At 64.1% G+C, this 25,526-nt stretch carries 25 protein-coding genes; 8 read left to right on the top strand and 17 right to left on the bottom strand.

Annotated features, from left to right (window positions below):
- Positions 1–28: 28 nt before the first annotated feature.
- The 11 genes from D1Y85_RS10990 to D1Y85_RS10940 are packed head-to-tail and all read right to left on the bottom strand — an operon-like array spanning position 29 to position 11,379.
- The gene (locus D1Y85_RS10990; RefSeq protein WP_124151084.1) at positions 29–820 is read right to left on the bottom strand and encodes an enoyl-CoA hydratase/isomerase family protein; all 792 of its coding nucleotides are present in this window, start codon (positions 818–820) and stop codon (positions 29–31) included.
- A 7-nt stretch (positions 821–827) separates the two neighbouring features.
- Positions 828–1,508 (bottom strand): 4-carboxy-4-hydroxy-2-oxoadipate aldolase/oxaloacetate decarboxylase, encoded by a 681-nt coding sequence (locus tag D1Y85_RS10985; protein WP_124151083.1) that lies wholly within the window; start codon positions 1,506–1,508, stop codon positions 828–830.
- The gene (locus D1Y85_RS10980; RefSeq protein ID WP_124151082.1) at positions 1,508–2,167 is read right to left on the bottom strand and encodes an RraA family protein; all 660 of its coding nucleotides are present in this window, start codon (positions 2,165–2,167) and stop codon (positions 1,508–1,510) included. The genes D1Y85_RS10985 and D1Y85_RS10980 overlap by 1 nt, the downstream gene beginning before the upstream one ends.
- Positions 2,168–2,220: 53 nt before the next feature.
- Positions 2,221–2,874, bottom strand: coding sequence for an RraA family protein (locus D1Y85_RS10975; RefSeq protein ID WP_124151081.1), 654 nt, complete (start codon positions 2,872–2,874; stop codon positions 2,221–2,223).
- A gap of 49 nt (positions 2,875–2,923) precedes the next feature.
- Positions 2,924–3,925, bottom strand: coding sequence for a DODA-type extradiol aromatic ring-opening family dioxygenase (locus tag D1Y85_RS10970; RefSeq protein ID WP_124151080.1), 1,002 nt, complete (start codon positions 3,923–3,925; stop codon positions 2,924–2,926).
- Between the two features lie 39 nt (positions 3,926–3,964).
- The gene (locus D1Y85_RS10965) at positions 3,965–5,194 is read right to left on the bottom strand and encodes a CaiB/BaiF CoA transferase family protein (protein ID WP_124151079.1); all 1,230 of its coding nucleotides are present in this window, start codon (positions 5,192–5,194) and stop codon (positions 3,965–3,967) included.
- A gap of 21 nt (positions 5,195–5,215) precedes the next feature.
- Positions 5,216–5,686: a Zn-ribbon domain-containing OB-fold protein gene (locus D1Y85_RS10960; RefSeq protein WP_124151078.1), complete on the bottom strand. Its 471-nt coding sequence runs from the start codon at positions 5,684–5,686 to the stop codon at positions 5,216–5,218.
- A 2-nt stretch (positions 5,687–5,688) separates the two neighbouring features.
- A complete protein-coding gene (locus D1Y85_RS10955; protein WP_124151077.1) occupies positions 5,689–6,852 on the bottom strand; it encodes a thiolase domain-containing protein in 1,164 nt (387 codons plus the stop codon).
- Positions 6,849–7,997: an acyl-CoA dehydrogenase family protein gene (locus D1Y85_RS10950; RefSeq protein WP_124151076.1), complete on the bottom strand. Its 1,149-nt coding sequence runs from the start codon at positions 7,995–7,997 to the stop codon at positions 6,849–6,851. Before D1Y85_RS10950 ends, D1Y85_RS10955 begins: the two co-directional genes overlap by 4 nt.
- Positions 7,998–8,018: 21 nt before the next feature.
- Positions 8,019–9,200: an acyl-CoA dehydrogenase family protein gene (locus tag D1Y85_RS10945; RefSeq protein ID WP_124151075.1), complete on the bottom strand. Its 1,182-nt coding sequence runs from the start codon at positions 9,198–9,200 to the stop codon at positions 8,019–8,021.
- 28 nt (positions 9,201–9,228) lie between these two features.
- Complete coding sequence (locus D1Y85_RS10940; RefSeq protein ID WP_124151074.1) at positions 9,229–11,379, bottom strand: acetate--CoA ligase family protein; 2,151 nt, start codon at positions 11,377–11,379, stop codon at positions 9,229–9,231.
- 313 nt (positions 11,380–11,692) lie between these two features.
- On the opposite strand from D1Y85_RS10940, the gene D1Y85_RS10935 reads away from it, so the two are divergent.
- Genes D1Y85_RS10935 through D1Y85_RS10905 form a run of 7 tightly spaced genes read left to right on the top strand, consistent with a single transcriptional unit; the run spans position 11,693 to position 18,320 of the window.
- Complete coding sequence (locus D1Y85_RS10935; RefSeq protein ID WP_246024875.1) at positions 11,693–12,454, top strand: GntR family transcriptional regulator; 762 nt, start codon at positions 11,693–11,695, stop codon at positions 12,452–12,454.
- A gap of 26 nt (positions 12,455–12,480) precedes the next feature.
- A complete protein-coding gene (locus D1Y85_RS10930; RefSeq protein WP_124151073.1) occupies positions 12,481–12,858 on the top strand; it encodes a RidA family protein in 378 nt (125 codons plus the stop codon).
- A gap of 56 nt (positions 12,859–12,914) precedes the next feature.
- On the top strand, positions 12,915–13,919 hold the full coding sequence (locus tag D1Y85_RS10925) for an amidohydrolase family protein (protein WP_124151072.1): 1,005 nt from the start codon (positions 12,915–12,917) through the stop codon (positions 13,917–13,919).
- A 2-nt stretch (positions 13,920–13,921) separates the two neighbouring features.
- Positions 13,922–15,160 carry a Rieske 2Fe-2S domain-containing protein gene (locus tag D1Y85_RS10920; RefSeq protein ID WP_124151071.1) on the top strand — a complete coding sequence of 413 codons (1,239 nt, stop codon included), beginning with the start codon at positions 13,922–13,924 and terminating at the stop codon, positions 15,158–15,160.
- A gap of 6 nt (positions 15,161–15,166) precedes the next feature.
- Positions 15,167–16,162 (top strand): PDR/VanB family oxidoreductase, encoded by a 996-nt coding sequence (locus D1Y85_RS10915; protein WP_246024874.1) that lies wholly within the window; start codon positions 15,167–15,169, stop codon positions 16,160–16,162.
- A 42-nt stretch (positions 16,163–16,204) separates the two neighbouring features.
- Positions 16,205–16,987, top strand: coding sequence for a crotonase/enoyl-CoA hydratase family protein (locus D1Y85_RS10910; protein ID WP_124151070.1), 783 nt, complete (start codon positions 16,205–16,207; stop codon positions 16,985–16,987).
- 7 nt (positions 16,988–16,994) lie between these two features.
- A complete protein-coding gene (locus D1Y85_RS10905) occupies positions 16,995–18,320 on the top strand; it encodes a 3-hydroxyacyl-CoA dehydrogenase (RefSeq protein ID WP_124151069.1) in 1,326 nt (441 codons plus the stop codon).
- A 152-nt stretch (positions 18,321–18,472) separates the two neighbouring features.
- On the opposite strand, the gene D1Y85_RS10900 is transcribed toward D1Y85_RS10905, so the two are convergent.
- From D1Y85_RS10900 to D1Y85_RS10875, 6 genes are all read right to left on the bottom strand, one after another.
- A complete protein-coding gene (locus D1Y85_RS10900) occupies positions 18,473–19,393 on the bottom strand; it encodes a GntR family transcriptional regulator (protein WP_246024873.1) in 921 nt (306 codons plus the stop codon).
- Positions 19,394–19,416: 23 nt separating this feature from the next.
- A complete protein-coding gene (locus D1Y85_RS10895; protein WP_124151068.1) occupies positions 19,417–20,559 on the bottom strand; it encodes a porin in 1,143 nt (380 codons plus the stop codon).
- 65 nt (positions 20,560–20,624) lie between these two features.
- A complete protein-coding gene (locus tag D1Y85_RS10890; RefSeq protein WP_124151067.1) occupies positions 20,625–22,025 on the bottom strand; it encodes a spinster family MFS transporter in 1,401 nt (466 codons plus the stop codon).
- A gap of 575 nt (positions 22,026–22,600) precedes the next feature.
- Positions 22,601–22,807: a DUF4148 domain-containing protein gene (locus D1Y85_RS10885; protein WP_124151066.1), complete on the bottom strand. Its 207-nt coding sequence runs from the start codon at positions 22,805–22,807 to the stop codon at positions 22,601–22,603.
- Between the two features lie 62 nt (positions 22,808–22,869).
- Positions 22,870–23,466 (bottom strand): NADPH-dependent F420 reductase, encoded by a 597-nt coding sequence (locus D1Y85_RS10880; protein ID WP_124151065.1) that lies wholly within the window; start codon positions 23,464–23,466, stop codon positions 22,870–22,872.
- Between the two features lie 70 nt (positions 23,467–23,536).
- On the bottom strand, positions 23,537–24,271 hold the full coding sequence (locus D1Y85_RS10875; protein WP_124151064.1) for an SDR family NAD(P)-dependent oxidoreductase: 735 nt from the start codon (positions 24,269–24,271) through the stop codon (positions 23,537–23,539).
- Between the two features lie 106 nt (positions 24,272–24,377).
- Here D1Y85_RS10875 and D1Y85_RS10870 point away from each other — a divergent pair, with 106 nt between their 5' ends.
- Positions 24,378–25,391: a LysR family transcriptional regulator gene (locus tag D1Y85_RS10870; RefSeq protein WP_124151063.1), complete on the top strand. Its 1,014-nt coding sequence runs from the start codon at positions 24,378–24,380 to the stop codon at positions 25,389–25,391.
- Positions 25,392–25,526 lie beyond the last annotated feature (135 nt).

The raw sequence follows: 25,526 nt of genomic DNA, 5'->3' as shown, positions 1-25,526 counted from the left end.
TGCTCTCCATTTCTTTTTTTCAGGCGACTTATTCACCGCGAAACACGGGCTTGCGCTTTTCTTTCCAGGCCAACGCGCCTTCACGCAAATCGTCCGATGCGTCCGCCTCTGCTATGTCGCGTTCAAACGCGGCCGCGTCGAATGTGCCCACCGCAATCCGGTTCAGATGCTTCTTCATACCAAGCAGCGCGAGCGGCGCCATCGCGGCCAGCTCGCCGGTCAGCCGGTCGGTCTCCTCGCGCAACGCCGACGGCGCCACGACCGTGTCGAGGAAGCCGCACGCGAGCATTTGCGCGGCATCGAATGTCGCCGCCTGAAGCAGCACCTTTTTGGCGACGTTCAAGCCAAGCCGCGACACATAGCGCTGCAGCCCGCCGCGATAAAACAGCAGACTGAGCCGCGCGGCCGGCACGAACATCTGAGTCGTCTCGACGCCGATGCGGAAGTCGCAAGCCAGCGCGAGATCGGTCGCGCCGCCATACACGCCACCGTTGATCGCGGCGATCGTCACCGGACGCGCCTGCTCCAGTTCATTCGTGAGCGCCTCGAAGCTCGCCCCCGCATTGCCGTCCGCCATGCGGCCGATGTTGAAGCCGGCGCAAAACTGCCGGCCCTCGGCGCAGAGCCGCAGCACGAGCACTTCGCGCTGCGCATTCACGTTGCGAATGTAGGCGCGGATGAGATGCAGGTCCTCGGGTTCGAGCCGGTTCGCCATGTCGGGACGGCGCAACGTGATCGTCGCGATGGGCCCGGCGATGATCAATTCCGGCGCCAGGCCGACCGAATGCGCTGCCGAATGAGCGGAGGGTTTCGAGGTCATCGTTTTCTCAGTGGAAGCTGTAAATCTGCATGGTGGTCTCGCCAGCCTCGATGCGCTTGCAGATCGCGGCCTCGTCCGTCTCGCGCTTCGCGGCCTTCTCGACCACATCGGCTGCGCGCGCACGCGGAACCGCGACGATGCCGTCACGATCGCCGACGATCAGGTCGCCCGGCGACACCACCACGTTGCCGATCATCACCGGTGCGTTGAGCCAGCCGATCGCGCCATAGTCCTTGCCGGTGCCGCGAATCGACAAGCCGCGCGAGAAGACCGGAAAACCGATCTGTTCCAGCAGATCCGCGTCACGCACGCAGCCGTCGATCACGAGACCGTTAAGGCCCTTCACCTTCGCAGCCGTGGTCATGATCTCGCCCCAGTAGCCATGCTCGTACACGCCGCTCGCATAGACCACGAGCACGTCGCCCGGCTGCGCGAGGTCGATCGCGCGGTGCAGCCACAGGTTGTCGCCACCCGGCGAGTGAACCGTAAAGGCCGAGCCGCAGATCCTGAAGTTCTGCGCGACCGGCTTGAGCGCCATCGGCAATGCGCCGATCTTGCCGCCCGCTTCATGCAGCGACGCAGCCGGAAGACGGCGTGCGGCCTCGATCACGCGCGCGTCGAGGCGCTCGATGTCCGCGCGGATCGTGGTCGACGAATCGTGTTCTTTGACGTTATTCGCAGCGCTCATTACTTCCCCCTGGTTTGCAGCTGGTGGTACTTGAACTGTTTGCGCGCTTCGTCGAGGCGGACGCCGCCACGGCACGCTTCACGAATCGCTTCTTCGGTGTTGTGAATCGCCTCGGCCACGTCGAGCACCGCGTCCTCGTGCTCGCGAGGGATCACGACGATGCCGTCAGCATCGCCGCGCAGCAGGTCGCCCGGCGCCACACGCGCGTCGCCGAGGTTCACCGGGATGTTGGTCGCCTCGATCTGCACGCGGTCCTTGCCCGTGCGCATCCAGTGATCGCGGCTGAACACGGGATAGCCGAGCTTCAGGCACAGCGCGACGTCGCGGCAGATACCGTTGATCGCCGTGCCGGCGATGCCGCGGCGATGCGCGATCTCGGTCATGATGTCGCCCCACACCGTGCAGTCTTCGCGGCCGCCGTTGTCGAGCACGACGATGCTGCCGACCGGCACGTCGTCGATGAAGTCACCGACGGTGCCCACCGGTGTCGACGGCGGGCCGTACTTGATCGTGAACGCGCGGCCCGTGGTGCGGAAATCGGTGCTGCGCGGCTTGATTTTGTAGCACTGGCCGACGATGCCGAGCTTGTCCAGTGCATCCGAAATCGTCGCGGTATCGAGCTTCGATGCGCGCTCGACGTTATTGTCCTGAGTGGTCATAAAGTAAGTTCCTGCGTGAATTCGTAAAGTTGTCCGAACTTTTATCAGAGCGCTTACTTGAGCATGTGCTCGTAGTTGCCGCCCATCACCTTGCCGACCGGCGTGCCCGACTGGATCGCCTTGGCCATCGCGGCTTCCTTCGCGACGATCATTTCGGCAGCTTCGAGCACGACTTCGATATCCGCGGCACCGATGAAGATCACCGCGCTGTTGTCGGCCACCACGTAGTCGCCCGCTTGCACGGTCACGTCGCCGATCTCGACCGGCACGTTGGTGCCCTTCTCGACCACGCGGCTACGCGCGGTGCGCGCGGTGGTCGAGCGGCTGAACACCGGCAGTTCGTAGGCAATGGCTTCGTCGATGTCGCGCACCGGGCCGTCGGCGACCACGCCTGCCACGCCGCGCACTTTCGCCGCCAGCGAAAGCAGGCCGCCCCAGCAGCCCGCTTCCACGCCGCTGCGCTGCTCGACCACGATCACGTTGTCGCCATCGGCCTGTTCGATCGCCGTGCAGCCGAGGTGTACCGGCGGTCCCGGCGGCGCTTCGCCCGTGCCGAGCTTGACGGTGATGACGCGGCCCGCGACGCGGCCGGCGCCCGCGCGTTGCGGGAGGCCGCTCACGACGCCGCTCTTCTTCAGTTTGTCCAGCGCGTCCGACACGGCGCAGCAGTCGAGGCGGCGCAGACGGTGTACGTTTTGGTCAGCCATGATGGAATTCTTCTTTCCGTTGAATGCGAAGTGATGTTCAGCCCAGCGCTCAGTCCAGCGTCTTCCACGACGCGAACGCGAGACCGGTGCCGGTGAGCGCCGCAGTGCGATAACCCGGCACGTAAGTGACCCATTCGAGGTCGAGCGATTTGAGCGTCTCGACGCCGATGATCCAGTTGCGGATTTCCGAACTGCCGGCCTGGAGTTTTTTCGGATCGAGCGCGGCGAGCCAGTCGCTGTCCTTGCGGCGGATCGCGTCGATGATGTTGTTGTCGAGTTCCTCGTCGACGACGAAGTGCGACAGGCCACCCGAAGCCAGCACGCCGACGCGCAGATCTTCCGGATACGCCTCGATCAGCTCGCGCAGCGCGCGGCCGAGCTGGATGCAGCGGCGCGGCGTCGGCTGGTTCGGATCGTCGAAGGTGTTGATGATGACGGGAATCACCGGCAGGTCGGTCGCGCCGCCCATCAGGCGACGGTGTACGAACGAGAACGCATGGCCTTCGTACTGGTCGCGCTCGAGGCCGTCCATCGCGGCGATGTCGAAATCGCGGTCGCACAGTTCGCGGATCAACCACTTCGCCATGTCGGCCTTGACCGGGTAATGCACGTCGGCGTCCGGCTCCTGGCGCATCGTGCGGGCGCGCGCGTACCAGCTTTCGTTCGGGCTGTTCACGCGCTTCGCGTTGCGGATCGTCTCGCCGTAGTAGATCGCGAAGGCCGGGTTGTTCGTCGTGCGAAACAGTTCCGTCTGATCGTCGCCGACGACCAGCAGCACGTCGAGCTTCGCCGCGCGAATGCGCTCGCCCAGCTCGTCCATCGCGGCCTCTGCCTGGTCGTAGCGTTCGCCCATCTTTTCGGCGGTCACCATCGCTTCGGAGTCGGCGGGCGCGATCTTGAGCAGTTCTTCGTAGGTCGTGGGATTGCCGAGGCGATCGAAGTAATACGGGTTCTTCGGATCGACCTGCTTGAAACCGTGCTGCCAGTCCTCACGCTGGCAAACCAGCATGATGCTGTGCGACGAACCGAAACCGGCGACCAGTCGTGCCATTTCGTCTATCTCCTGTTGATCTTCTTTCGTGAATGCGCGTCAGACCACGTAGGCCGAGCGCCACTCGCCAATCTGCTGATCCGAGTAACCCAGCTCGTTCAGGATCGCCTGCGTGTGCTCGCCCTGCTCCGGCGCGAGACGCGGTTGCTCCGCGCGCGGATAGCGCGACAGACGGAACGGCGTGCCGACGAACGCCACATCGCCCTTGCCCGGCAGCGAGGCCGGCCACGCGACGCCGAGATGCTGGACCTGCGGATCGTCGAACACTTCATTGATCTTGTAGATCGGCCCGCACGGCACGCCGATCTTGATCAGCACGTCGGTCCATTCGCGCGTGGTGCGCGTGAGGAACTGCTCGCTCACGGCCTCGTTGACCGCATCGCGGTTCTCCACACGCGCCGGGTCCGATTCGTAACCGGGCTGGCCGACCAGATGCTGCAATCCGAGCGCTTCGCACAGACGCGCGAACATCGAGTTGCCGATCGCGGCCAGGTTCAGATACCCGTCCTTCGTCGGGAACACGCCGGTCGGCACGGTCAGCGGGTGCTCGTTGCCGACCTGCTGCGGCACCTTGCCGTCCACGAGCCATTGCGCGGCCTGGAAGTCGAGCATCGCGATCTGCGCTTCGAGCAGCGACGTCTGCACCCACTGCCCTTCGCCCGATGCCTCGCGCTCGAGCAGTGCCGTCATGATCGCCTGCGCGCAGAAGTGGCCCGAGCACAGGTCGGCGATCGGAATGCCGACGCGCATCGGACCTTCGCCCGGTTTGCCCGTCACGCTCATCAGACCGCCCATGCCCTGTGCGATCGAATCGAAGCCGGGCCAGCGCGCATACGGACCGTCCTGGCCGAAGCCGGAGATGCTTGCGTACACGAGACGCGGATTGATCGCCCGCAGCGCCTCATAGCCGATGCCCAACCGATCCTTCACGTCGGGACGGAAGTTCTCGATGAACACGTCCGCGCGAGTGACCAGCTCACGCAGGATTTCCAGACCCGCCGGGTCCTTCATGTTCAGCGTCAGGCTTTCCTTGTTGCGGTGCAGATTCTCGTAATCGGCGCGATTGTGGTCGCGGCCGCCGATCATGTCGTCGCCGCCGGGCGCGCCGGGCGGGATTTCGAGCTTGATCACGCGGGCGCCCATGTCGGCGAACACGCGCATGGCCGTGGGGCCCGCGCGCACGCGCGAAGCATCGATGATCGTGAAGCGCGACAGCGGACCTTTCTTCGGGTCGTGCCGGCTATGTTGTTCCCTGAAATCGGCAGGCATGCCTTGTCTCCTCCCTGAGTCTCAGACCGGCGTGAACATCGGCACCGGATAGTCGCCCTCGCTCGGCTTGAACACGAGCTTCACGCGCTGGCCAATCGCCAGTGCGGCGGAATCGCAGTCAACGAGATCGGTCAGCATCGTCACGCCTTCGTCGAGCGTCACGTAAGCGAGCGTGTAGCGCGCCTCGTCCTTGCCCATCGTGCTGAACGAATAGATCGTGCCCTCGCCCTTCGCGTCGATCCACCCGGTGTTCGAGCTCATGCAGTGCGGGCAGATGTCGCGCGGGTAGTAGTGCGTCTCGCCGCAGTCCTGGCAGCGCTTGATCAGCAGGCGGCCTTCCTTCGCGGCTTCCCAGAACGGCATCGCCTCGGGCAGCACGCGTGGCGCCGGAATGCGGCGCGGACCGGCCGGCTTCGCGGCGGGTTTCGCACCGGCCGCGAGTGTGGCGCCCTGAGCGGGCGCGCCTGCGGTCGATTGGTTCGTCGTGCTCATGATTACTCCCGCTCCATAATCAGCGTGCCTGCGGTGTGACGCGACGCGAGCGCGCCGCCAATACCATTCGCGAGCGCGATGTCGCAGTTCTTGACCTGCACGGCCGGATGGGCCTCGCCACGCAATTGACGCACCGCCTCGATCACCTTCGTGACGCCGCCGCGGTTCGCCGGATGGTTGTTGCACAGGCCGCCGCCATCGGTGTTGAACGGCAGCTTGCCGACGCCCGAGATCAGGTTGCCGTCCATCACGAACTTGCCGCCTTCACCCTTCTTGCAGAAGCCGAGGTCTTCGAGCTGCATCAGCACCGTGATCGTGAAGCTGTCGTACAGCGAAGCGTATTTGATGTCCTGCGCGGTCAGGCCTGCCTCGGCGAACGCCGCAGCGCCCGACCACTTCGCCGCCGACCACGTCAGGTCGATCTTGCCGCCAGCGGAGTGCTTCGGCGCCTCACCGGTGCCACGCACCTTGACGAGCGGACGCTTGAGTTTCTTCGCGATCTCCGGGCGCGCGACGATCAGCGCACCGCCGCCGTCGCTCATCACGCAGCAGTCGAGACGATGCAGCGGATCGGCCACCATCGGCGAATTGACGACGTCCTCGACCGTCACGACGTTGCGCAGCATCGCGTTCGGGTTGTGCTGTGCGTGATGCGACGCGGCCACCTTGATCCAGGCAAGCTGCTCGCTCGTGGTGCCGAACTCGTACATATGGCGCTTCGCGACCATGCCGTACAGGTTCTGCGTGGACGGGCCGAACGGCAGTTCGAACTGCACTTCGGGGGCGTCCGGGTCCGGCGCCTTGAGCGAGAGTGCGGCACCGGCCGCGCGCGGACGGCCCGCCAGCGTGATCAGCGCGACGTTGCAGCGGCCAGCCTTGATGGCTTGCGCCGCGTGCGCGACGTGCAGGATCGGCGCCGAACCGCCGCATTCCGTCGAATCGACGTGACGCAGTTTGAGGCCCAGGTACTCCGCCACCGTCGTGGTGCCAAGGCCCGGGGCATCGCCCGCGCAGAAGTAACCGTCGATATCGTCCTTGGTCAGGCCCGCGTCTTCGAGCGCGCCCTTTGCCACATCGGCATGCAGGCGCAGCACCGAAAGGTTATCGGCCTTGCGCGTCGGGTGCTCGTAGGCGCCGACGATGTAGGCTGCTCCGTTCAGCGTCATGCGGCCTCCCGTTGCGCAAGACGTTGCTCTGTGAAGCGCTGCAGATGCCAGCTGGCATCGCCGTAGCTCATGTTGATCGCGAACATGCGCTTGGCGTAATGGCCCGCGCGGCATTCCTCGGTCATGCCCATGCCGCCGTGCAACTGGATACCCCATTCGCCCGCGGTGCGGCAGGCATCGCCGACATAGGCCTTTGCGGCCGAGACAAAGCGGCGGCGACGCCTGGCATCGTTCTCGTCGATGGCCATCGCAGCGGCGCAGGCCATCGACTTGCTCTGCTCGAGCGAAATCAACATGTCGGCGATGCGGTGCTGGAGGCCCTGAAATTTGGCGAGCGGCGCACCGAACTGGGTGCGCGTCTTCAGGTGCTCGGCGGTGTGATCGAGCAACGCTTCGAGTGCGCCGACCGACTCCGCGACCAGCGCGGCGTTCGCACGGTCGAGTGCGGCTTCAATCAGTTCGTATGACTGACCCGCTTCGCCGATCAGGTCGGCGTTGCTCACGGCCACGTCCTTGAACGCGACGTGCGCGGCCTCGCGTGCGTCGATCGTTTCGAAGTGGCGCAGGCTGATGCCCGGCGTCTTCGCGTCCACGAGGAACAGCGACAGACCCTGCTCGTCGCCGCGCTGCCCCGAGGTACGCACTGCCACCACGAATGCATCGGCGATGGCGGCGTCGAACACGATGGTCTTGGTGCCGCTGATCTTCCAGCCATCGCCGGTTTCGGTCGCCGAGACCGCAATACGCGCCGTGTCATAACGCGCGTCGGCCTCGCCGACCGCGAACGCCAGCACCTTCTCGCCAGCGGCGACATCCGCCAGCCACGCGTCCTTTTGCGCATCGCTGCCGGCCGCGCCGATCAGCGCCGCAGCAGGCAGGCCGCTCGCGAGCCAGCCCGCGCCGCCCAGCGCGCGGCCAAGTTCCTGCGCCACCAGCATCGTCTCCACGGCGCCATAGCCGCTGCCGCCATGCTCGTCGTCGATCGTCAGGCCCGTCACGCCGAGTTCGGCCAGCCCCTTGCGGCGCAGCGACGCAAGCGCCGGGTCTTCCGCATTGCCCCGCAGATGCGCGGGATATTCGCCATCGCAGAAGCGGCGTACCGCATCCTGCAGCGCGACGTGGTCTTCAGTCAGAGAAAAATCCATGTTCGTATTCCGTGTTCCGAATCAGGCATTGAAGAACGCGCGGCTGATCAGATTGCGCTGCACTTCGTTGGTCCCGCCGTAGATCGACACCTTGCGTGCGTCGAAATAGTTCGCCGCGACTGCGATCAGCTCATCGGGACTCGGACCTTCGTAGCCGGACTCGTCCTGCATCGCCTGCTCGTCGAACGGCAACGCGTATGGACCGGCGATTTCGGTCAGGAGTGCATAGATGCCCTGACGCAGTTCGGTGCCGCGCACCTTGAGCATCGGCGCCTCGACGGCCGGCACGCGGCTAGCCTGATTCGCGCTAAGCATGCGCAGGCCCGTGAATTCGAGCGCCATCAGTTCGACCTCGAAGCGACTAATGCGCGACTGAAGCAGCGGATCGTTGTCCAGGCCCTGCTGCTTCGCGAGATGCCTGGCGCGCGCGAGCTGCTGCTTGCAGGACCCGATGCCCGCGATGCCGGTGCGCTCGTGGCCGAGCAGATACTTGCCGTAAGTCCAGCCCTTGTTGAGCTCGCCGACGAGGTTCTCCTTCGGCACACGCACGTTGTCGAGGTAGACCTCGTTGAGATCGGTGCCGCCCTCGAGCATCTTGATCGGACGGATTTCCACGCCCGGTGCATGCATGTCGATCAGCAGGAACGAGATGCCTTCCTGGGGCTTGGCGGCCGGATCGGTGCGCACGAGCGCGAACATCATGTCGCACCAGTGAGCGTAAGAAGTCCACACCTTGTGGCCATTGACGACGAAGTGATCCCCATCGAGCACGGCCGTGGTGCGCACCGAAGCGAGGTCCGAACCCGCGCCCGGCTCCGAAAAGCCCTGCGCCCACCAGGTTTCGCTGCGGCGGATGGCCGGAATGTATCTGGCTTTTTGCTCAGGTGTGCCAAACGCGTTGAGCACCGGTCCGAGCATGTTGATGCCGCTCGCGACGATACGCGGGGCGCCGCCCAGCAGCGTCTCCTCGTCGAAGATATAGCGCTGCACGTGCGTCCAGCCCGGACCGCCGTGCTCCTTCGGCCACGACGGCGTGATCCACCCCTTCTCGTACAGTCTGGTGTACCACTCGACGTAGTCCTCGCGCTCGATGCGCAGGCCGAGTTCGACCTTGCGTTTGAGGCGCGGCGACAGGTTGTTCTTCACGAACTCGCGCACTTCGGCGCGGAAAGCCTGATCCTCTGCGGAGAATTCGAGCTTCATATTTTTGTGTCCCCTCTCTCTGCAGTATTCAGTGATGCGCCGGACCCTGCGCGCCGCACACGACCAGTGCGTCGAGCGCCAGCACGCGATCCGGATAGGCGACCAGCGGATTCACGTCGATTTCGGTGATCTCCGGGTTGGCGCGCATCTGGTCGCCGATAGCGGCCACGGCCTTCGCAACGGCCCGCACGTCGACACCGGCTGCACCGCGCACGCCCTGCAGCATCGCAGCGGCCTTGAGACGACCGAGTTCGACGACAATGTCCGCCTCGGCCATGTCAGCCGGAATGAGGCGCACGTCCTTCAGCACTTCGATGAAGATGCCGCCGAGGCCGACCAGCACCACCGGGCCCCAGTCCGCGTCGCGCTTCGCGCCGACCACGAGTTCCAGACCGCGCGGGCCCATCGCTTCGACGAGCGCGCCGTCGAGTTTCAGTTCGGGACGATGCGACGACACGCTCGCGTGCAGCTTGTCCCAGCCGGCTCGCAGCGCGGCCGCATCGGCGAGACCCACCACCACGCCGCCCACGTCGCTCTTGTGCGGCAATTCGCTTGCCTGCGCCTTCAGCACGACCGGATAGCCGATGTCGCCGGCAATCTTCAGCGCCTCGTCGATCGAGGTGGCGAGGCCGCCCTTCGGCACCGGCAGACCGGCAGCCGCGAGCCAGCCCTTGCCCTGGTATTCGGCGAAGATGCCGTTGGCCGGCACCGCGCCCGGCAGGGGGATCGGTTTCGGCTCGTCCTTGCGGGCACGCTCCGCGCGGGCCAGCGATTCACCGTAGGAGGTCACACGAGCGCAGGCACGCAGCGCACGATCAGGAGAACGGAAGAACGGCACGCCGCTCGCCGCAATCGCGTCGGTGAAGAAATCTTCGAGCTGGTTGTTGTCGCCCATCACGGCGAGCACAGCCGGCTTGGTGGCGCGCGCGAGCGCCGGCACCAGGTGGTCGGCCTTGTCGCGCTGCGCGATCGACGGACCGCCCATGATCGACAGCACGAGGCTGCCGATATTCGGATCGGCGAGCACGGTATCGATCAGTTCGCCAATCAGACCCGGATTGCGCACACCGATCGTGGTGTAGTCGAGTGGGTTGTCGGCCACCGCGTAGTCGGGCAGCAGATCGGTCAGCTTCTTGATGGTCGGCTCGGTCAGGGTCGGCAGCACGAGGCCGATATCCTCGGCAAAATCGAGCGTGATGTTCTTGACTGCGCCCGAGGCCGTCATCACGGCCGTACCGGCTGCGGGCGGCACCGGGAAACGCGCCAGAATCGTCGTTGTATCGAACAGTTCGTCAAGCGAATCGACCACCACCACGCCTTCGCGCGAGAGCAGCACGCTTGCGGTGGCGTGGTCGCCGGCCAGCGCGCCCGTATGCGACTGCGCCGCTTCGCGGGCGCGGGCGCTCTTGCCCGGCATCAGCATCACAATGGGCTTGCCGGCCGCGCGCGCTTCGCGCGCCAGTTGCAGGAACAACTGCGGACGGCGGATCTGCTCGGCATAGACCGCGATCGCGCTCGTCTGCGGATCGGCGACGAACCACGCCAGATAGTCCTCGATACCGAGGTTGGCCTCGTTGCCGGTCGACACCGTGGCTGTGAGCGGCTGGCCGCGGCCCATGAAGGCGTCCCGCAGGTTAGCGGCCATCGCGCCGCTCTGCGCCACCACGCCCACGCCGCGGCGTCCGCCGGCCGGGTACGGGTTGACCGCCTCGAACGTCACCGGCACGCCGGCTTCAAAGTTGGTGAACCCCATGCAGTTCGGGCCGATCAGCGCAACACCACCCTCGGCGGCCACACGCGCCAGTTCTTCCTGTTTGGCACGGCCTTCATCACCGGCTTCGGCATAGCCCGACGCGAAGATCACCGCGGCACCCGCGCCCAGCGTACCGAGCGTGCGCACCGTATCGAGCACGCCCGCTTCCGGAATGCAGAGCACCGCCAGATCGATGCCCCTGGGCAATGCCTCGACGCTGTTGACACACGGATGGCCGTTGATTTCCTGGCTGCTGCGCGAAACGAGGTGGATCTCACCAGCGTAAGCAAACCGTTCGAGGTTTTGCAGCACGAAATTGCCGAACGCACGCGGGTCGGCGGAAGCGCCGACGATCGCAATCGATTTCGGCTTGAGGACTCGCTCCACAGACTGGACGCCTGCGGTATCGGGTAATGACTGACTCATCGGATCTTGCCTCTTCTTGACTTGATAGGGACCCCGGCGCTGGCATACCAGGATCACGTCGAATGAGGAGCATTCTGGCATACCAGAAGCTGGTTCTCAATACACCAGAGGCCAATTTTTGCGGTTAGCGTTTTCCCCTATCTCCGGCTTGGCGAATGTATATATCGCCGATATCCAATTGATTTACAACATATTAGTCGGAAATGGCGAGCTCCTGCCCAGCCCAAAACCTGCGCATAAGAAAAACCCGCTATTGAATACCAGCAAGCCACATTGGTATATTTAAGCCATCAGAACACTAACCCCGCCTTCCATGAAACCTGTAGACGACCTTTCCGTCGAGCGCGACAGCGAAACGACCGATCTGCCGGCAGCGGCGCCGCGCATGCGCGCGAGCCTTGCGAACGACATCCGCGAGACGCTGCAGGCGGAGATCGAGACCGGCGTCCTCGCACCGGGCACGCCGATCGACGAACGCGCGCTCGCGGCACGTTTCAACGTGTCCCGCACGCCGGTACGCGAGGCGCTGCAGCATCTGGCCGCGCGCGATCTCGTCGTGATCTCGCCGCGTCAGGGCGTTGCCGTGTCACGTCTGTCGATCGCAAAGGTTCGCTCGATGCTCGAATACATCGGCGAACTGGAAGCGCTCTGCGCGCGCTTTTGCGCCCGCCGCGCGAGCGATGACTTGCACGAAGCGCTCGACCGCGCGCTGATTGCCTGCCAGCAGGCTGCAGTAGAGGGTGACGCCACCGAGTATGCGCGCGCCAACGCGCTCTTCCACAACACGATCTACGACGGCAGCCGCAACGAATGCCTCGCCGACCAGATCCGCGCAGCGCGCCGCCAGTCGGAGCGCTATCGCGTCGCCGACTTCCGCAACCGCAGCCAGATCAGCCGCTCGCTGCAGGAGCACTTCGAGATCGCCCGCGCGATCCAGGCCGGCGACGAAAAGAAAGCCGCCGAGGTGATGCTGCGTCACGTACCCGCCGGCACCACCGGCTTTTCCGAATTCCTCGCGGCCGTGCCGCGCCACTTTTTCGATTTCGGCGTGGATCGCGATTCCAGGCCGTCCTGAACAAACCTAGATACGGAGGAGACTCCATGCCCCGCTCCATCGACGTCCCCGGCCTCGCGCACAATGCCCCGATCCCTGTGGGCGCGCGCGTCGCCAATGTGCTGTGCTCGTCGGCGATCGCCGGCAAGGACCCGGCAACCGGCAAGCTCGCCGCCGTCCCCGCCGACCAGGCCCGCCTCGCGTTCGACAACCTCAAGCACTTTCTCGATGCCGGAGGCGCGACGCTCGCCGACGTAGTGAAGCTCACCATCTACGTCAAGGACGATTCGGTGCGCGAATACATCAACGCGCACTGGCTCGCCTTCTGGCCTGACCCGGCGCAACGGCCGGCGCGCCACATCGTCGTGCACGACCTTCAGCACGGCATGGCGCTGCAACTGGAAACCCTCGCGGTCATCGCCTGAACGGCGCGATCGATCGCATCACTGAACATCCCCGTCACGATACCCAAGGCTCAACCATGATCATCGATTCCCACGCCCACGTCGTCATGCCTCCGCAAAGCTTCCGCTACATGGCGGAACTGGTCGGCGGCCGCGCCAACCCGTCGACGAACCCGAACATCCCCGACGAGGCAGTGCGCAAGCAGGCCGAGGAACTCGTGCGCAGCATGGACGCAGTCGGCACCGATATCCAGTTCATCTCGCCGCGCCCGTACCTGCAGATGCACTCGGTAAAGCCGGCGCGCGTGACCGAACTGTGGACGCGTCACTGCAACGACCTGATCAAGCGCTTCGTCGACATGTTCCCGGACCGTTTCCGCGGCGTGGCGGGCCTGCCGCAACACATGAATGAATCGCCGGCCGAGAAGTGCGTCGCCGAACTGAAACGTTGCGTGAACGAACTGGGCTTCGTCGGCACGCTGCTGAATCCGGACCCGACCGAAGGTGAAGGCCCCGCGCCGGCCGGTCTCGGCGACCCGTTCTGGTATCCGCTCTACGAAGCGATGACCGAACTCGACGTGCCCGCGCTGATCCACTCGGCCGGCAGTTGCAATCCGCGCGAGTCGTACACACTGAAGTTCATCAACGAAGAAAACATCGCGGTCATTTCGCTGCTCGAATCGAAGGTGTTCGAGAAATTCCCGAATCTGAAAATCGTCGTCGCGCACGGCGGCGGCGCGATCCCCTACCAGATGGGCCGTTTCCGTTCGTGGTCCGTGCGCCGCAACAGCCCGGTGACGTTCGACGAACAACTGAAAAAGCTCTACTTCGACACCTGCAATTACTCGAAGGATTCGATCGAACTGCTGCTGAAGGTGGCGGGCACCGACAACGTGCTGTTCGGCACCGAAAAGCCGGGTACGGGCAGCGCGCGCGATCCCGTTACGGGCCGCGACTACGACGACATGAAGCCGGTGATCGACAGCATCGAGTGGCTGACCGAAGAGCAGCGCAAGAACATCTTCGAATGCAACTGCACACGCGTCTACACGCGCGCGTTCCGCAACTACAAAGGAGCGTGATCATGGCGATGACCGCTGAAGACAACGTCCTGCTCACGCGCGTCGACAACGGCGCGCCGATGGGCGAAATGATCCGCCAGCACTACTGGATTCCGGCCGTGCCCTCGGTGAAGCTCGTCGCGGACGGCGCGCCCGTGCTCGTGCGCCTGCTCGGCACCGACTACGTGGCGTTTCGCGGCACCGACGGCCACGCCGGCGTGATCGACGAGCGCTGCCCGCACCGCGGAACGTCGATGATGGTCGCGCGCAACGAGGACAACGGCCTGCGCTGCATCTATCACGGCTGGAAGATCGACGTCGCGGGCAAGGTCGTCGAAGCGCCGAACCAGGTCGGCGACCAGGAGCAGTTCTGCAAGCGCGTGAAGACGAGCCAGTACCGCGTCGAGGAACGCGGCGGCATCGTCTGGGTGTGGCTCGGCAAGGGTGAGACGCCGCCGCGCTTCCCCGACCTGCCGTTCACGAACCTCCCCGCCGAACAGCGCTCGGTGACGAGCGTCGAAGTGCCGACGAACTGGGTGCAGGGCGTGGAAGCGTCGATGGATTCGTCGCACGTTGGCGTACTGCACGAATCGACCACGCAGATCACCGCGGGCGGCGGCAATGAGCGCATGCACATGACGAAGGCGCTCGCGCCGCGCCTCGAATTCGAGGACCGTCCGTACGGCTATCGCTATGCCGCGCTGCGCGATCTGCCCGATGGCAAGACCTATGCGCGCGTGAACAACTTTGTGATGCCGTGGTACGGCATCATCTGCGCGCCCGATGCGAACAGCCCGAGCACGGTGTTCTTCTCGACGCCGGTCGACGACGTCACGCACCGCGCATGGTTCGTGCACTTCAACCCAACGCGCAAGCTCGGCATGACCGTCATGTCGGCGACGCCGGACGTGTGGAACTTCCCGCCGCTGCCGCCGGGCACGCGTGCCGAGAACTTCGGCCAGAACCGCGATCTGATGAAGCGCGGCCACGCGACGGGCTTCTACCAGCACCTCGGGACGGAAGACTTCGCGATGTTCCTCGGACAGGGCCCGATTGCGGACCGCACCACCGAACAGCTCTGCTCCGCCGACGGCGCGGTGCTGCGCGTGCGTGCGCTGCTGCTCAAGTCGGCGCGCGAGTTCATGGCCGGCAAGACGCCCACGCTCGCCGACAACCCCGAGCTCGACTACGCGCGCGCGGTGTCGATCGGCGGCGTATTGCCGACCGGCACCGACTGGCGCGTCCTGACCGAAAACGCGTAACCGGGAATGACTTCGATGCTTGCCCCCTTGTTGCTCACGCTGCGCGTCGCCGCGGTCGACACGACGACTTCGCTGATCAAGTCGTTCATGCTCGAAGCGGCGGACGGCGCACCGTTGCCCGGCTACGAGCCGGGCGCGCACCTCCAGATCGAGATTCCCGCGAGCGCGGGCGGCGTGCCGCAATGGCGATCGTACTCGCTCATCAATCTGGACGCGTCCGTCGATCCGCGCGATGGCGTACCTGCGTACCGGCTCGGCATCCGGCTGGAAGACGACGGGCGTGGCGGCTCGCGCCACATGCACGCCCTCGAGGTCGGCGCGACGCTCAACGCGCGCGCGCCCGTCAATCACTTCCCGCTCGCCGCGCCCCCGCGCGTGCTGCTCATCGCGGGCGGCATCGGGATCACGCCGATGGCGTCGATGGCCGCCGAACTCGCCGCGCAGCAACGCGACTACGAACTGCATTTGAGCGGCCGCACGCGCGACGCACTGCCGTACGTCGAGGAACTGCGCAAGCTCGCGGGCGAGCGTCTCGTGCTGCACGCCGACGACGACGCGGCCACGCGCCTGTCCATCGACGCGCTGCTCGACGACGCGCAGGTGAACCAGCCGATCTACGTGTGCGGCCCGGCGGGGATGATCGACGCCGTGCTCGCGAGTGCGCGCAAGCGCGGCTGGCATGAGTGCGATCTGCACTACGAACTGTTCACCGAGGCCACCCCGCAGGAAGGGGACACTGCGTTCGAAGTCGAACTCAAGTCGTCGGGCAAGCTGCTCACGGTGCCCGCCGACAAATCGCTGCTCGACACGCTCATCGAAAACGGCACCGACGTCATGTACGACTGCCGCTCTGGTTATTGCGGGCTGTGCACGGTCCAGGTCGCGAGCGGCGAGATCGATCACCGCGACACGTACCTGTCCGACGCGGACAAGGCGAGCGGCAAGGTCATGCAGGTGTGCGTGTCGCGCTGCAAGAGCGGCCGCGTCGTGCTCGACCTGTAACGCACGGCCATTACCCCACGCATTCAGCAAACGGAATTCAGAATGAGCGACACCCTGGTTACCTATGAACTCGACGGCGCCGTCGCGATGATCGGGCTGAACCGCCCCGACAAGCGCAACGCCATCAACGAGGATGTGATCGCGCAACTGCGCGACGCCGTCAACCGCGCCGGCGACGAAGCCATGTGCGGCGTGATCTTCGGCCACGGCGGCAACTTCTCGGCCGGCCTCGATCTGCGTGAAGCGCTGTCGCGCGCCACCGGCCAGACCGCGCCGCCGAAAAAGCGCCGCCGTCATTCGTGGCACGAAGTGTTCGACATCATCGCGCGCGGACCGATCCCGTTCGTCGCTGCACTGCACGGCGCCGTGGTCGGCGGTGGCCTCGAACTGGCGACTGCGGCGCATGTGCGCGTTGGCGACACCACCTGCTTCTTCGGCCTGCCCGAAGGCCAGCGCGGCATCTTCGTGGGTGGCGGCGGCTCCGTGCGCATCCAGCGCGTGGTCGGCTACACCGTGATGGCCGACATGATGCTGACGGGCCGTCTGCTCAACGCCGAAGAAGGCCAGCGCGAGCACATCATCACCTATGTGACGCCGGAAGGCGGCGCACTCGCGAAGGCGAAGGAAATCGCGGCGAAGATCGCCCAGAACGTGCCCGACACGAACTGGCGCATCACCAACCTGCTGCCGCGCGTCAACGATCTCTCGCACGAGGACGGCCTGTTCCTCGAGTACATGAGCTCGAACATGATGCGCTCCCCCGAAACCGCCGCACGTCTGCAGAATTTCGTGGACGGTAATGCCAAACTCGTCAAGCCGGAGTGACGCCCGCATGAACGCACCCGCAGAACTCACTTTGCAGGAAAACGCCGCGCTCGCGCACGTGAAGGCCGCCGAAAAAGCCGCCGCGAAGATTCCGGTCGGTGTTGACGTCAAGCCGCTGGAGATCAGGCAGGCCGCCGTGATCGGCGCGGGCACCATGGGCGGCGGTATCGCCATGGCACTCGTGGCGGCCGGCATTCCGGTTGTGCTCGTCGACGCCAACGATGAGGGCCTGCAACGCGGCCTCAGGCGAATCCGCGACAACTACGACGGCAGCATCAAGCGCGGCAAGCTGGACGAGGCCATGCGCGACCAGCGTATGGCGCTGATCACCGGCACGACCGCGATCGCGGACGTCAAGGACGCCGACATCATCATCGAGGCCGTGTTCGAAGACCTGGGCCTCAAACAAGGCATCTTTCGCGAGCTGGACCAGCACGCCAGAACTGGCGCGATTCTCGCGACCAACACCTCGGGTCTCGACATCGACGAGATCGCGGGTGTCACGAAGCGTCCGCAGGACGTGGTCGGCGCGCACTTCTTCAGCCCGGCACACGTGATGCGCCTGCTGGAAGTGGTGCAGGCCGACAAGACCTCGGACGAAGCCGTGGTCACGCTGATGGAACTCGGCCGCCGCATGGGCAAGGTGTCGGTCTATGCGAAGGTGTATCCGGGCTTTATCGGCAACGCGCTGTTCCGCAACTACAACCGCGAAGCCCATTTCCTCGTTGAAGACGGCGCCCTGCCGCACGAAGTCGATGCCGCACTCAAGGATTTCGGCTACGCGATGGGTATTTTCGCGGTGCACGACATGGCGGGCAACGACGTCGGCTATCAGACGCGCAAGGCCCAGATGGCCACGCGTCCGACCGACCGCCGCTGGAACGACCTGATCATGAAGCTGACCGAAATGGGTCGCCTCGGCCAGAAGAGCGGCAAGGGTTGGTACCGTTACGAAGCCGGCGACCGCACGCCGCATCGCGATCCGGAAGTCGAGCGGTACATCGTCGAGGAATCGGCTCGCATGGGCATCACGCGCCGTCCGATCTCGCAGGAGGAGATCATCAAGCGCTGCATGTACGGCATGATCAACGAAGGCGCGAAGCTGCTCGAACAGGGCATCGCACTGCGCGCCAGCGACATCGATATCGTCTATGTGACCGGCTATGGTTTCCCGGCCAGAAAGGGCGGCCCGATGTACTACGCGGACCAGATCGGCCTCGCGAATGTCTGTGCGGACATCAAGCGCCTGTACGAAGAGTACGGCTACTGGTGGAAGCCGGCCCCGTTGCTCGCGAAGCTCGCAGCGGAAAACGGCCGTTTCGCCGATCTCTGAGCACCTGGCTCTTGCCCCCGGCATCGAAACGTGGCCGGGGGTCCACGTCGCTCTCCCTCCGCGGCGAAGACCTGACTCAAATCAGGCGCCCCCAAATGAAAAAACCCGGCAATGCCGGGTTTTTTGTCGGGCCCACGCAATCATCCGCGTGATCAATTCACGTGCGACCCGTTATTTTCGTGGTCACCTTCCGCCGTCGACATTTCGCGCGGCATGGTGACCGGCGCATCGTTGAAGAACTCAGCAGGCAAGGTGGCGAGAAACTCGGAAAACCCGGCATCGCCGCCCGGCGAATGCTCGGCCATGATGGCCTCGGCGGTGGCCTCGTCGCCCGAAACCAGCGCCTGAGCGAGCTTCTGATGGTCCGCGATCACCTTCTCGCGCCGGCTGGGCGCAAGAAACGGCTTGGGCCGGTAACGCGAGATCAGGCGACGGATCGAACGGATCTGATCGGCCAGATATTCGTTATGGCATGCCTGGCAAATGACCTCGTGGAATTCCGCGTTGCTGCGGGCAAACCGGCGCGCGTCGCTTTGATTCAGGGCATCGACGCCTTCTTCGATAGTCCGTTGCAGTTCGACGCGCTGTGAATCGCTCATGCGCCGTGCGGCGAATCGCGCCGAGACGGCCTCCAGCTCATTGAGCAGCTCCAGCATGTTGCGCAGCTGCGGCACGGTCATCTTGGTGACGAACACACCCTGGCGCGGCACGATCTGTACGTACTGCTGCGCGGCAAGCTGTTGCAGCGCCTCACGGATGGGCGTGCGCGACACGTTGAAGCGCGCTGCGAGCGCTCGCTCGTCGAGCGCCGCGCCGGGCACAAGGTCACCTCGCTCGATTTCCGATTCCAGGAGCACCTTGATTTCGGCCGAACGGCTCATTTTTGGGGGCTGACTCATCGAATGGCGGACATTGGGGTTTGAGAAGGCTGCAGGCCAGCCAGTGGCCTGCAGGGATATTGAAAGTCCATATGATACCGCGTTGGTATACCCAACCCAAACGCGACCCAATCCTGTCCGTATGACGCGGCGCAGAGCACGCCGCAGCGGGTACCGGGCCGGGTTGACCGGCACCGGCACCCGCAGCGCAGGCGCGCTTAGAAGGTGTGGCGGATACCCACCTGGACGGCCAGCTGATTGGCCGTGGTCGAAGCGTTGTTGCCGAACAGCGAACCGCCCGCGCCCGGCACCGAGTACGGCGTCGAGACGAGGAAGTTGTCGGCGAACTTCTGGCCCGCGAATGCGTGCTGGAAGGTGCCGAACGTGTACACGTCGGTCCGCTTCGAAAGGCGGTAGTCGATCCCGGCGCTGTAGAGGTTGTATTTGCCGAGCTTGCGCTGGTCCACATACGTGAGACCGCCGCCCAGCGTGAGGAACGGCGAGAGCTTGTAGCTCAGGCCGGCCTCGTACGCGTTGACCACGACGACGCCAAGCGGGCTCTTCGAAGCGTTCGTGTACGTGTACACGCCGTTCAGCGCAAGCTTGTCGGTCAGGCTCACCATACCGCCGACCGCGACCGTATAGATCGATTGAGCATCGAGCGCGACCTGGGCCATCGTCCCGACGCCGCGTGCCGCGTTGCCGCCATCGGTCTTGGTGATGACCGCAGCCATCGAATACGGCGCATTGAACGAGCCGGTCGGGCTGTACTTGACGCCCGCGCTGATCACGCGCGGGGTACCGGACGGCGTGCCGGCGAAGGCGCCCGGGATGTTGCTGAAGCCATACATCACGCCGGCGCCAAAGCCGTGCCAGTTCGGCGTTTCATATCGCACCATGTTGCTGACCGGTTCGCCCGCGAGGCGGTCGATGTCGTAGGCACCATGGAACGAGTAAGACGGCGCGAACTGCGCAACGTTCGTGTAGTACGACACATAGTCGTAAATGAAGTCGTAGTCGTAACCGGCGATCAGCGTACCGAACGTCTCGCTTTGCAGTCCTACGTAAGCACGACGACCAAAAAGCGCGCCGCCGTGGCCGGCCTGCCCCGTGTTGAGCGAGAAGCCGTTTTCGAGGGTAAAGATTGTCTTCAGGCCGCCGCCGAGATCCTCGACCCCGTGCAAGCCCCAGCGCGAAGCCTGGTTGATGCCGTCATCCATGCGGAACAGCGAGTGTCCGCCAGCGTTGTTCACATAGGTGAGGCCGTTATCGATGATCCCGTACAGCGTCACGCTGCTTTGCGCATGTGCGGTTCCTGCCAATGCGGCCGCCATCGCACCCAGAACGAACTTCTTCTTCACTTTATGATCTCCATGTATCGCGGGCTATCGAGCACGCTTTATTGCTATTGATCTACGTTTACCTCTTAGGACTGCTTATTGCGATAAAAATGACGTGAAGCGCGGAAGTAGTGCACTGACGACCAGACGAGCGCGATGCTCACTGCCAGCATCGCGTAGCGGATTCCATTGGCCGACGCATCGTGGCAGGCTGCAGCGAGCGGACCCTGCATTTGCACCGCCGGACCATGCGCGCCGTGAGGGCCAGCGACTGCACAGGACAGGTGGAACTGGCCCTGTGTGAAGAGACGCGAGGCGAAGCGGTCGCTCAACATGCCGACCGTTGCCGGGCCGAGGCCCTGGCCGACCAGGTTCATGAGGAGGAACACGAATGCCGATGCCGTGGCACGCATGCGCGGCTCGACGATGCTGTGCACGATTGCGAACGTGGGGCCGTTCCACATGCTGAGCGCGATCGTGGCGACAAACAGCAGCGCAACGGCAACCGGCCACTGGTTCAACATGAACGCGGTCGCGACGAGCGGAAAACCAATCCCGGTGCCGATCGCGGGGACCCAGGCATACCAGCGGCGGTCCTTTGCACTGGCCCAGTCGGCCAGTGGGCCGCCGAGCAGGTTGCCGATGAGACCACCCACGCCGATCACGAGACCGAAGATCAGACCAGCCTCTGCATAGCTCAGACCGTAGACGCGCGTCAGGTAGACGGGGATGAACAGATTGATGCCGTACTGGCCGAACCCGCCGATCATGGTTCCCAACAGCATCTGGACGAACACCCGGCTCTTCAGCAATACCTTGAGCACATCGCGAAGCGGCGGCACCGTTTCCAGATTGCGCGCGGCGCCTTCTTCGGCACCGCCCCGCTTCGGCTCGCGCAGCGTGATCCAGGCCAGCAGACCGAATACGAGACCCGGCAATCCGACCACAAAAAACACCGGACGCCAGCCCATGTGCTGCACCACCCAGCCGCCGCCGAGCGCGCCGAACAGCACGCCGATGGGCGGACCGAGCGCATAGATCGAAAGCGCGCTTGCGCGGCGGCGTGGACCGAACTGGTCCGAGATCAGCGAGTGGGAGGTCGGCGTGCTGCCCGCTTCGCCAATGCCAACGCCAAGGCGATAGAGCAGCAACTGCCAGTACGCGCCGGCCGTACCGCACAGCGCCGTCATGACCGACCACGCGGTGATCGAAATTGCGATCAGCGCAACGCGATTGAAGCGTTCCGCGAGGCGCGCGATGGGCAATCCGAGCAGGGAATAGAAGATTGAGAACGCGAGGCCGTTCAGCAGCCCGAGTTGCAGGTCGCTCAGGTTCATCTCCACCTTCATCGCCTGACCGACGACGGCGATGATGATCCGGTCAACGAAGCTCGACGCGTAGATCAGGACCAGCAGCAACAGGAACCAGCTGCGGTACAAGCCGCTACTCGACCTGGCTACCCCGCTCTGGGCTGTCAATTCGTTCATTGTGGTGTCTCCAGTTTGACGAACACGCGGCCATCTCGGCGCTTTGTGTATGCCACGATGTGGCTCGTGGAATTTTTTGTAGATTCTCCAGCATAACTTTTCGCCGCGCAAGAATAACCGTCGCGAAACGCATCATCGTTTTCACTAGGGATATACCTCAGACAAAACGTCGCAGAACACGACCGGATCGTCCTGTGCGCCGTTGCAGGCGGCCCGGCCCCCTTGCCTTCCCTGATGCGCCGTGCGGCTTCGGCTCAATGTCGACGGACCAGCGTGTCCGTGCAAAGCGTGAGCAGAAATGGGAACGGTCCGCCGTGCCTTGCACCCTCACGTGTGCCTGAACACGCGTGAGGGGTGCACGAGGCCCTGACTGGCCAAGGTGGCTACCGGGAGAAGAGCAGCCGAGGAGTTTTCAAGACAGGAGGTGCGGCGAGAAGTTCCACGCTCGCCGTAATGAAAATCTCATTTGCTGTAAGAGGAGCGGAAAACGTTGCGCGGACAACCAAAACGGGCCCGATCGCCAATGCGATCGGGCCCGTTATATAGGTACGACGACTAGAACTGGAGCAGGACGCTTACTTACCGGATTCGGATCCACCGTGTTCATCCGGCCCGTAAGCCGCAATCCCGTTCTTCTGCTCAGCCAGGATGGCTTCTGCGCGCTGCAGGTTGGCCGGATAGTTCACATCGTCCCTCGCGTTGTAATCGCTCTTCTCCAGTTGTACGAGTTCGTCCCGCACTTCGGCGCTGGAGCACTCGCATGACGGCGAGCCCAACCACATCGGTTTGACGGCTTTCAGGTTCGCTCCGAGGCCCGTTTGAAATATCCGGAGACCGTTGTCCCTCAATCGAACTTGACCAGGTCCTTGAAGATCAGGTGACCCCAGCTATTTCCGCGCGCATGGACAAGCAGCCCACCTTCCGAAAGCTCACCAAGTTTGATCGGCGCGAAACCGAGCTTTTCCGCAAGCGCACCGATCTCGGCTGCGGCGCCGTCATCGTCGCCCGCCAGGAACACGACTCTCCTGCCACCTTGCACGGCCGGGTCCTGGCCAAGGACGGCAGCGACTAAATGGTTGAAGCCTTTCACCAGCCTGGCTCCGGTGAACGCCTTCGCGACGACGGCAGAGGACGGGAGACCGTTCAGTTCCTCAAGTGGGGCTAATGTGTTCATCACATCGACGATGGTCTTTCCCTCCCAGCTGGGGAGCACCTTCGCGACCTCCGGATGCGACTCGAAACGGACAGCCAAAAAGATGATGTTTGCCTCGACGGCTTCCGCCAGGGTTTTGGGAATGATCTCGGGTCCGATTGCGGCTGCGTCGGATGCAAAGCTTGCAGGGTCGCGCGTGGTCGCAACGGATACTTCGATGCCGTTGCGGGCAAACGCCTTGGCAAGTGCCTGGCCGATCTCGCCGAAGCCGATAATTGCGTAGCTCATATAGTTTCCTTGTCTGTCACGCACTGCGGCTCTCCGAACATTCGAATTGAGCGCCGTAGCGCGTAGCGCATCAGAGTTGAGCAAGGCCGCCGTCAACGGCGACCTCGCTGGCGGTCATGAAGCTGCTGTCCGGCGATGCGAGAAAGGCAGCCGCTGCCCCGATCTCCGCCGGATCGGCCATGCGCTGGAGCGGAGTCATCGACGCGAAGACCTTCTGGCCCTCCTCGCCCAGCGCTTCCTTCGCGAGTTCAGTCGCCGTCGCCCCGGGCGACAGCACGTTGACCCGGATGCCGGTGCCCTTCAGATCCTCCGCCCAGGTCCGCGCGAGATTGCGCACTGCCGCCTTGCTCGCGCTGTAGGCGCTGAATGCCGGGGCGCCTGTGGTGCCCGCGCTCGATCCGGTCAGGATGATCGAACCGCCGTGGCCCATCAGAGGCAGCGCCTTCTGGACCGTGAATATCGTACCCTTCACATTGGTGTCGAAGGTTTCGTCAATGTGCTCGGCGGTGATCTTGCCGAGCGGAAGCGGGCTTCCCGTGCCGGCATTGGCAAAAACGATGTCGAGGGTTCCGCGCTCAGCCTTCACCGCCGCGTAGAGTCGGTCGAGGTCGGCCAGATTGGAGACCGAGCCCTTTACCGCGCGGGCATTGGACCCGAGGTCGGCCACAGCGGCGTCGAGCGCTTCCTGCCGGCGGCCGAAGATGAAGACGAAGGCGCCCTCCTCGATGAAGCGCTTTGCTGCGGCGCGACCGATACCGGTAGCGCCACCGGTGACCACGGCGGTCTTTCCATTCAGTCTGTTCATGTCATGCATCCTTCGAAACAAAAGCGACAAGCACGATTCTGAATCTCTTGATTCATGAAGCCAATTGACTAAATATCTATACTTTCCATCTAGTTTTTAGATAGCCATGTTGGACCACGTCACCATTAATCAACTTCGGGCGTTCGTCGCCGTGTGTGACCAGGGAAGCTTTTCCGGGGCTGCGCGGGAGTTGAGGCGTGCACAGTCGGCGATCAGTCACGCGATCAACGCGCTCGAGAGCGCCTTTGATGTGTTGCTGTTCGAGCGCAACACTCGCAAAGCGACGCTTACTGCCGCGGGCCGCAGCCTCCTGCCTGATGCTCGTGGGGTGATCTCACGCACCGAGGAAATGAAGATGCGCGCGGTTTCGATTGCTGAAGCCGGGGTCCCACAGGTCTCGATTGCCGTGGATACCTATTTTCCGCGTGCACACCTGATCGAATGCCTGCGTACCCTGCAGGCGGACTTTCCAACGGTTGCAATTAATCTGCGAATGACGACCATGCAGGGTGGCGAGCGCCTGGTTCTCGAAGGCACGTGCGCATTGGCGGTGACGATCATGGACGTGCCGGAACTGAGCCCCAGCACCATAGAAAGGCAGCATTTATGCGAAGTGCAAATGGTGACCGTCTGTGCGCCATCGCATCCGCTGGCCGCAATCGCGGGGCCGATCCGGCGGGAGGAATTTGGCCGGCACATCCAGCTCGTCGTAACTGACAATCAGCCCGATGCGGAAAAGACACAGCAAGGGGTAGCGAGTGAACGCCAGTGGCTGGTGAACGACCTCGGCGCGAAGCACGATCTGCTCAGGGGAAGCATGTGCTGGGGGCACATGCCGCATCATCTGGTTGCGGAAGACCTCGCGAACGGCACACTTGTTGAACTCAAACGGCGCGCATGGCACATGCGGCCCCTCACGTTCATGATCTCGCAGCGGCGCGGGTACTCGTTTTCCGAATGCGAGACACGGCTGGTCGAACTCGTTGGCAATCGTCAGCGCTCGTCGAAGGGTGCCAGCAAGCGCGCCGTCTCACGCAAAGGCAAAACGAGCGTGGAGGGCCCCGCTCGTGAGCAACAGTCAGTACGGCCAGCCGCTCGTCGACGGATGTCCGCAAAGTAGATTAAACAGCCGTCTGCTTTCCAGAATCTTCAATGGCTGCAACGGGTCCAGCCTGTGTGAAAACGTGTTGATCGCCTAAACTGAATCAACGCACTGAGACCGGGTGACTCATGAAGCGATTCGTTGAGGGCGATG

The sequence above is a fragment of the Paraburkholderia dinghuensis genome (assembly GCF_003837865.1).
GTDB classification, from domain to species: Bacteria; Pseudomonadota; Gammaproteobacteria; order Burkholderiales; family Burkholderiaceae; genus Paraburkholderia; species Paraburkholderia dinghuensis.
This window is presented reverse-complemented; position numbering and strand designations above follow the sequence as displayed.

What these genes read in the sequence shown, in the direction of transcription:
- D1Y85_RS10985 (WP_124151083.1), bottom strand. Translation starts at nt 1,508, where the DNA reads ATGAGCGCTGCGAATAACGTCAAAGAACACGATTCGTCGACCACGATC.
- D1Y85_RS10885 (WP_124151066.1), bottom strand. Translation starts at nt 22,807, where the DNA reads ATGTGGTTGGGCTCGCCGTCATGCGAGTGCTCCAGCGCCGAAGTGCGG.
- D1Y85_RS10970 (WP_124151080.1), bottom strand. Translation starts at nt 3,925, where the DNA reads ATGGCACGACTGGTCGCCGGTTTCGGTTCGTCGCACAGCATCATGCTG.
- D1Y85_RS10950 (WP_124151076.1), bottom strand. Translation starts at nt 7,997, where the DNA reads ATGGATTTTTCTCTGACTGAAGACCACGTCGCGCTGCAGGATGCGGTA.
- D1Y85_RS10870 (WP_124151063.1), top strand. Translation starts at nt 24,378, where the DNA reads ATGTTGGACCACGTCACCATTAATCAACTTCGGGCGTTCGTCGCCGTG.
- D1Y85_RS10960 (WP_124151078.1), bottom strand. Translation starts at nt 5,686, where the DNA reads ATGAGCACGACGAACCAATCGACCGCAGGCGCGCCCGCTCAGGGCGCC.
- D1Y85_RS10930 (WP_124151073.1), top strand. Translation starts at nt 12,481, where the DNA reads ATGCCCCGCTCCATCGACGTCCCCGGCCTCGCGCACAATGCCCCGATC.
- D1Y85_RS10905 (WP_124151069.1), top strand. Translation starts at nt 16,995, where the DNA reads ATGAACGCACCCGCAGAACTCACTTTGCAGGAAAACGCCGCGCTCGCG.
- D1Y85_RS10920 (WP_124151071.1), top strand. Translation starts at nt 13,922, where the DNA reads ATGGCGATGACCGCTGAAGACAACGTCCTGCTCACGCGCGTCGACAAC.
- D1Y85_RS10980 (WP_124151082.1), bottom strand. Translation starts at nt 2,167, where the DNA reads ATGACCACTCAGGACAATAACGTCGAGCGCGCATCGAAGCTCGATACC.
- D1Y85_RS10965 (WP_124151079.1), bottom strand. Translation starts at nt 5,194, where the DNA reads ATGCCTGCCGATTTCAGGGAACAACATAGCCGGCACGACCCGAAGAAA.
- D1Y85_RS10910 (WP_124151070.1), top strand. Translation starts at nt 16,205, where the DNA reads ATGAGCGACACCCTGGTTACCTATGAACTCGACGGCGCCGTCGCGATG.
- D1Y85_RS10915 (WP_246024874.1), top strand. Translation starts at nt 15,167, where the DNA reads ATGACTTCGATGCTTGCCCCCTTGTTGCTCACGCTGCGCGTCGCCGCG.
- D1Y85_RS10975 (WP_124151081.1), bottom strand. Translation starts at nt 2,874, where the DNA reads ATGGCTGACCAAAACGTACACCGTCTGCGCCGCCTCGACTGCTGCGCC.
- D1Y85_RS10890 (WP_124151067.1), bottom strand. Translation starts at nt 22,025, where the DNA reads ATGAACGAATTGACAGCCCAGAGCGGGGTAGCCAGGTCGAGTAGCGGC.
- D1Y85_RS10945 (WP_124151075.1), bottom strand. Translation starts at nt 9,200, where the DNA reads ATGAAGCTCGAATTCTCCGCAGAGGATCAGGCTTTCCGCGCCGAAGTG.
- D1Y85_RS10935 (WP_246024875.1), top strand. Translation starts at nt 11,693, where the DNA reads ATGAAACCTGTAGACGACCTTTCCGTCGAGCGCGACAGCGAAACGACC.
- D1Y85_RS10880 (WP_124151065.1), bottom strand. Translation starts at nt 23,466, where the DNA reads ATGAGCTACGCAATTATCGGCTTCGGCGAGATCGGCCAGGCACTTGCC.
- D1Y85_RS10955 (WP_124151077.1), bottom strand. Translation starts at nt 6,852, where the DNA reads ATGACGCTGAACGGAGCAGCCTACATCGTCGGCGCCTACGAGCACCCG.
- D1Y85_RS10875 (WP_124151064.1), bottom strand. Translation starts at nt 24,271, where the DNA reads ATGAACAGACTGAATGGAAAGACCGCCGTGGTCACCGGTGGCGCTACC.
- D1Y85_RS10925 (WP_124151072.1), top strand. Translation starts at nt 12,915, where the DNA reads ATGATCATCGATTCCCACGCCCACGTCGTCATGCCTCCGCAAAGCTTC.
- D1Y85_RS10990 (WP_124151084.1), bottom strand. Translation starts at nt 820, where the DNA reads ATGACCTCGAAACCCTCCGCTCATTCGGCAGCGCATTCGGTCGGCCTG.
- D1Y85_RS10940 (WP_124151074.1), bottom strand. Translation starts at nt 11,379, where the DNA reads ATGAGTCAGTCATTACCCGATACCGCAGGCGTCCAGTCTGTGGAGCGA.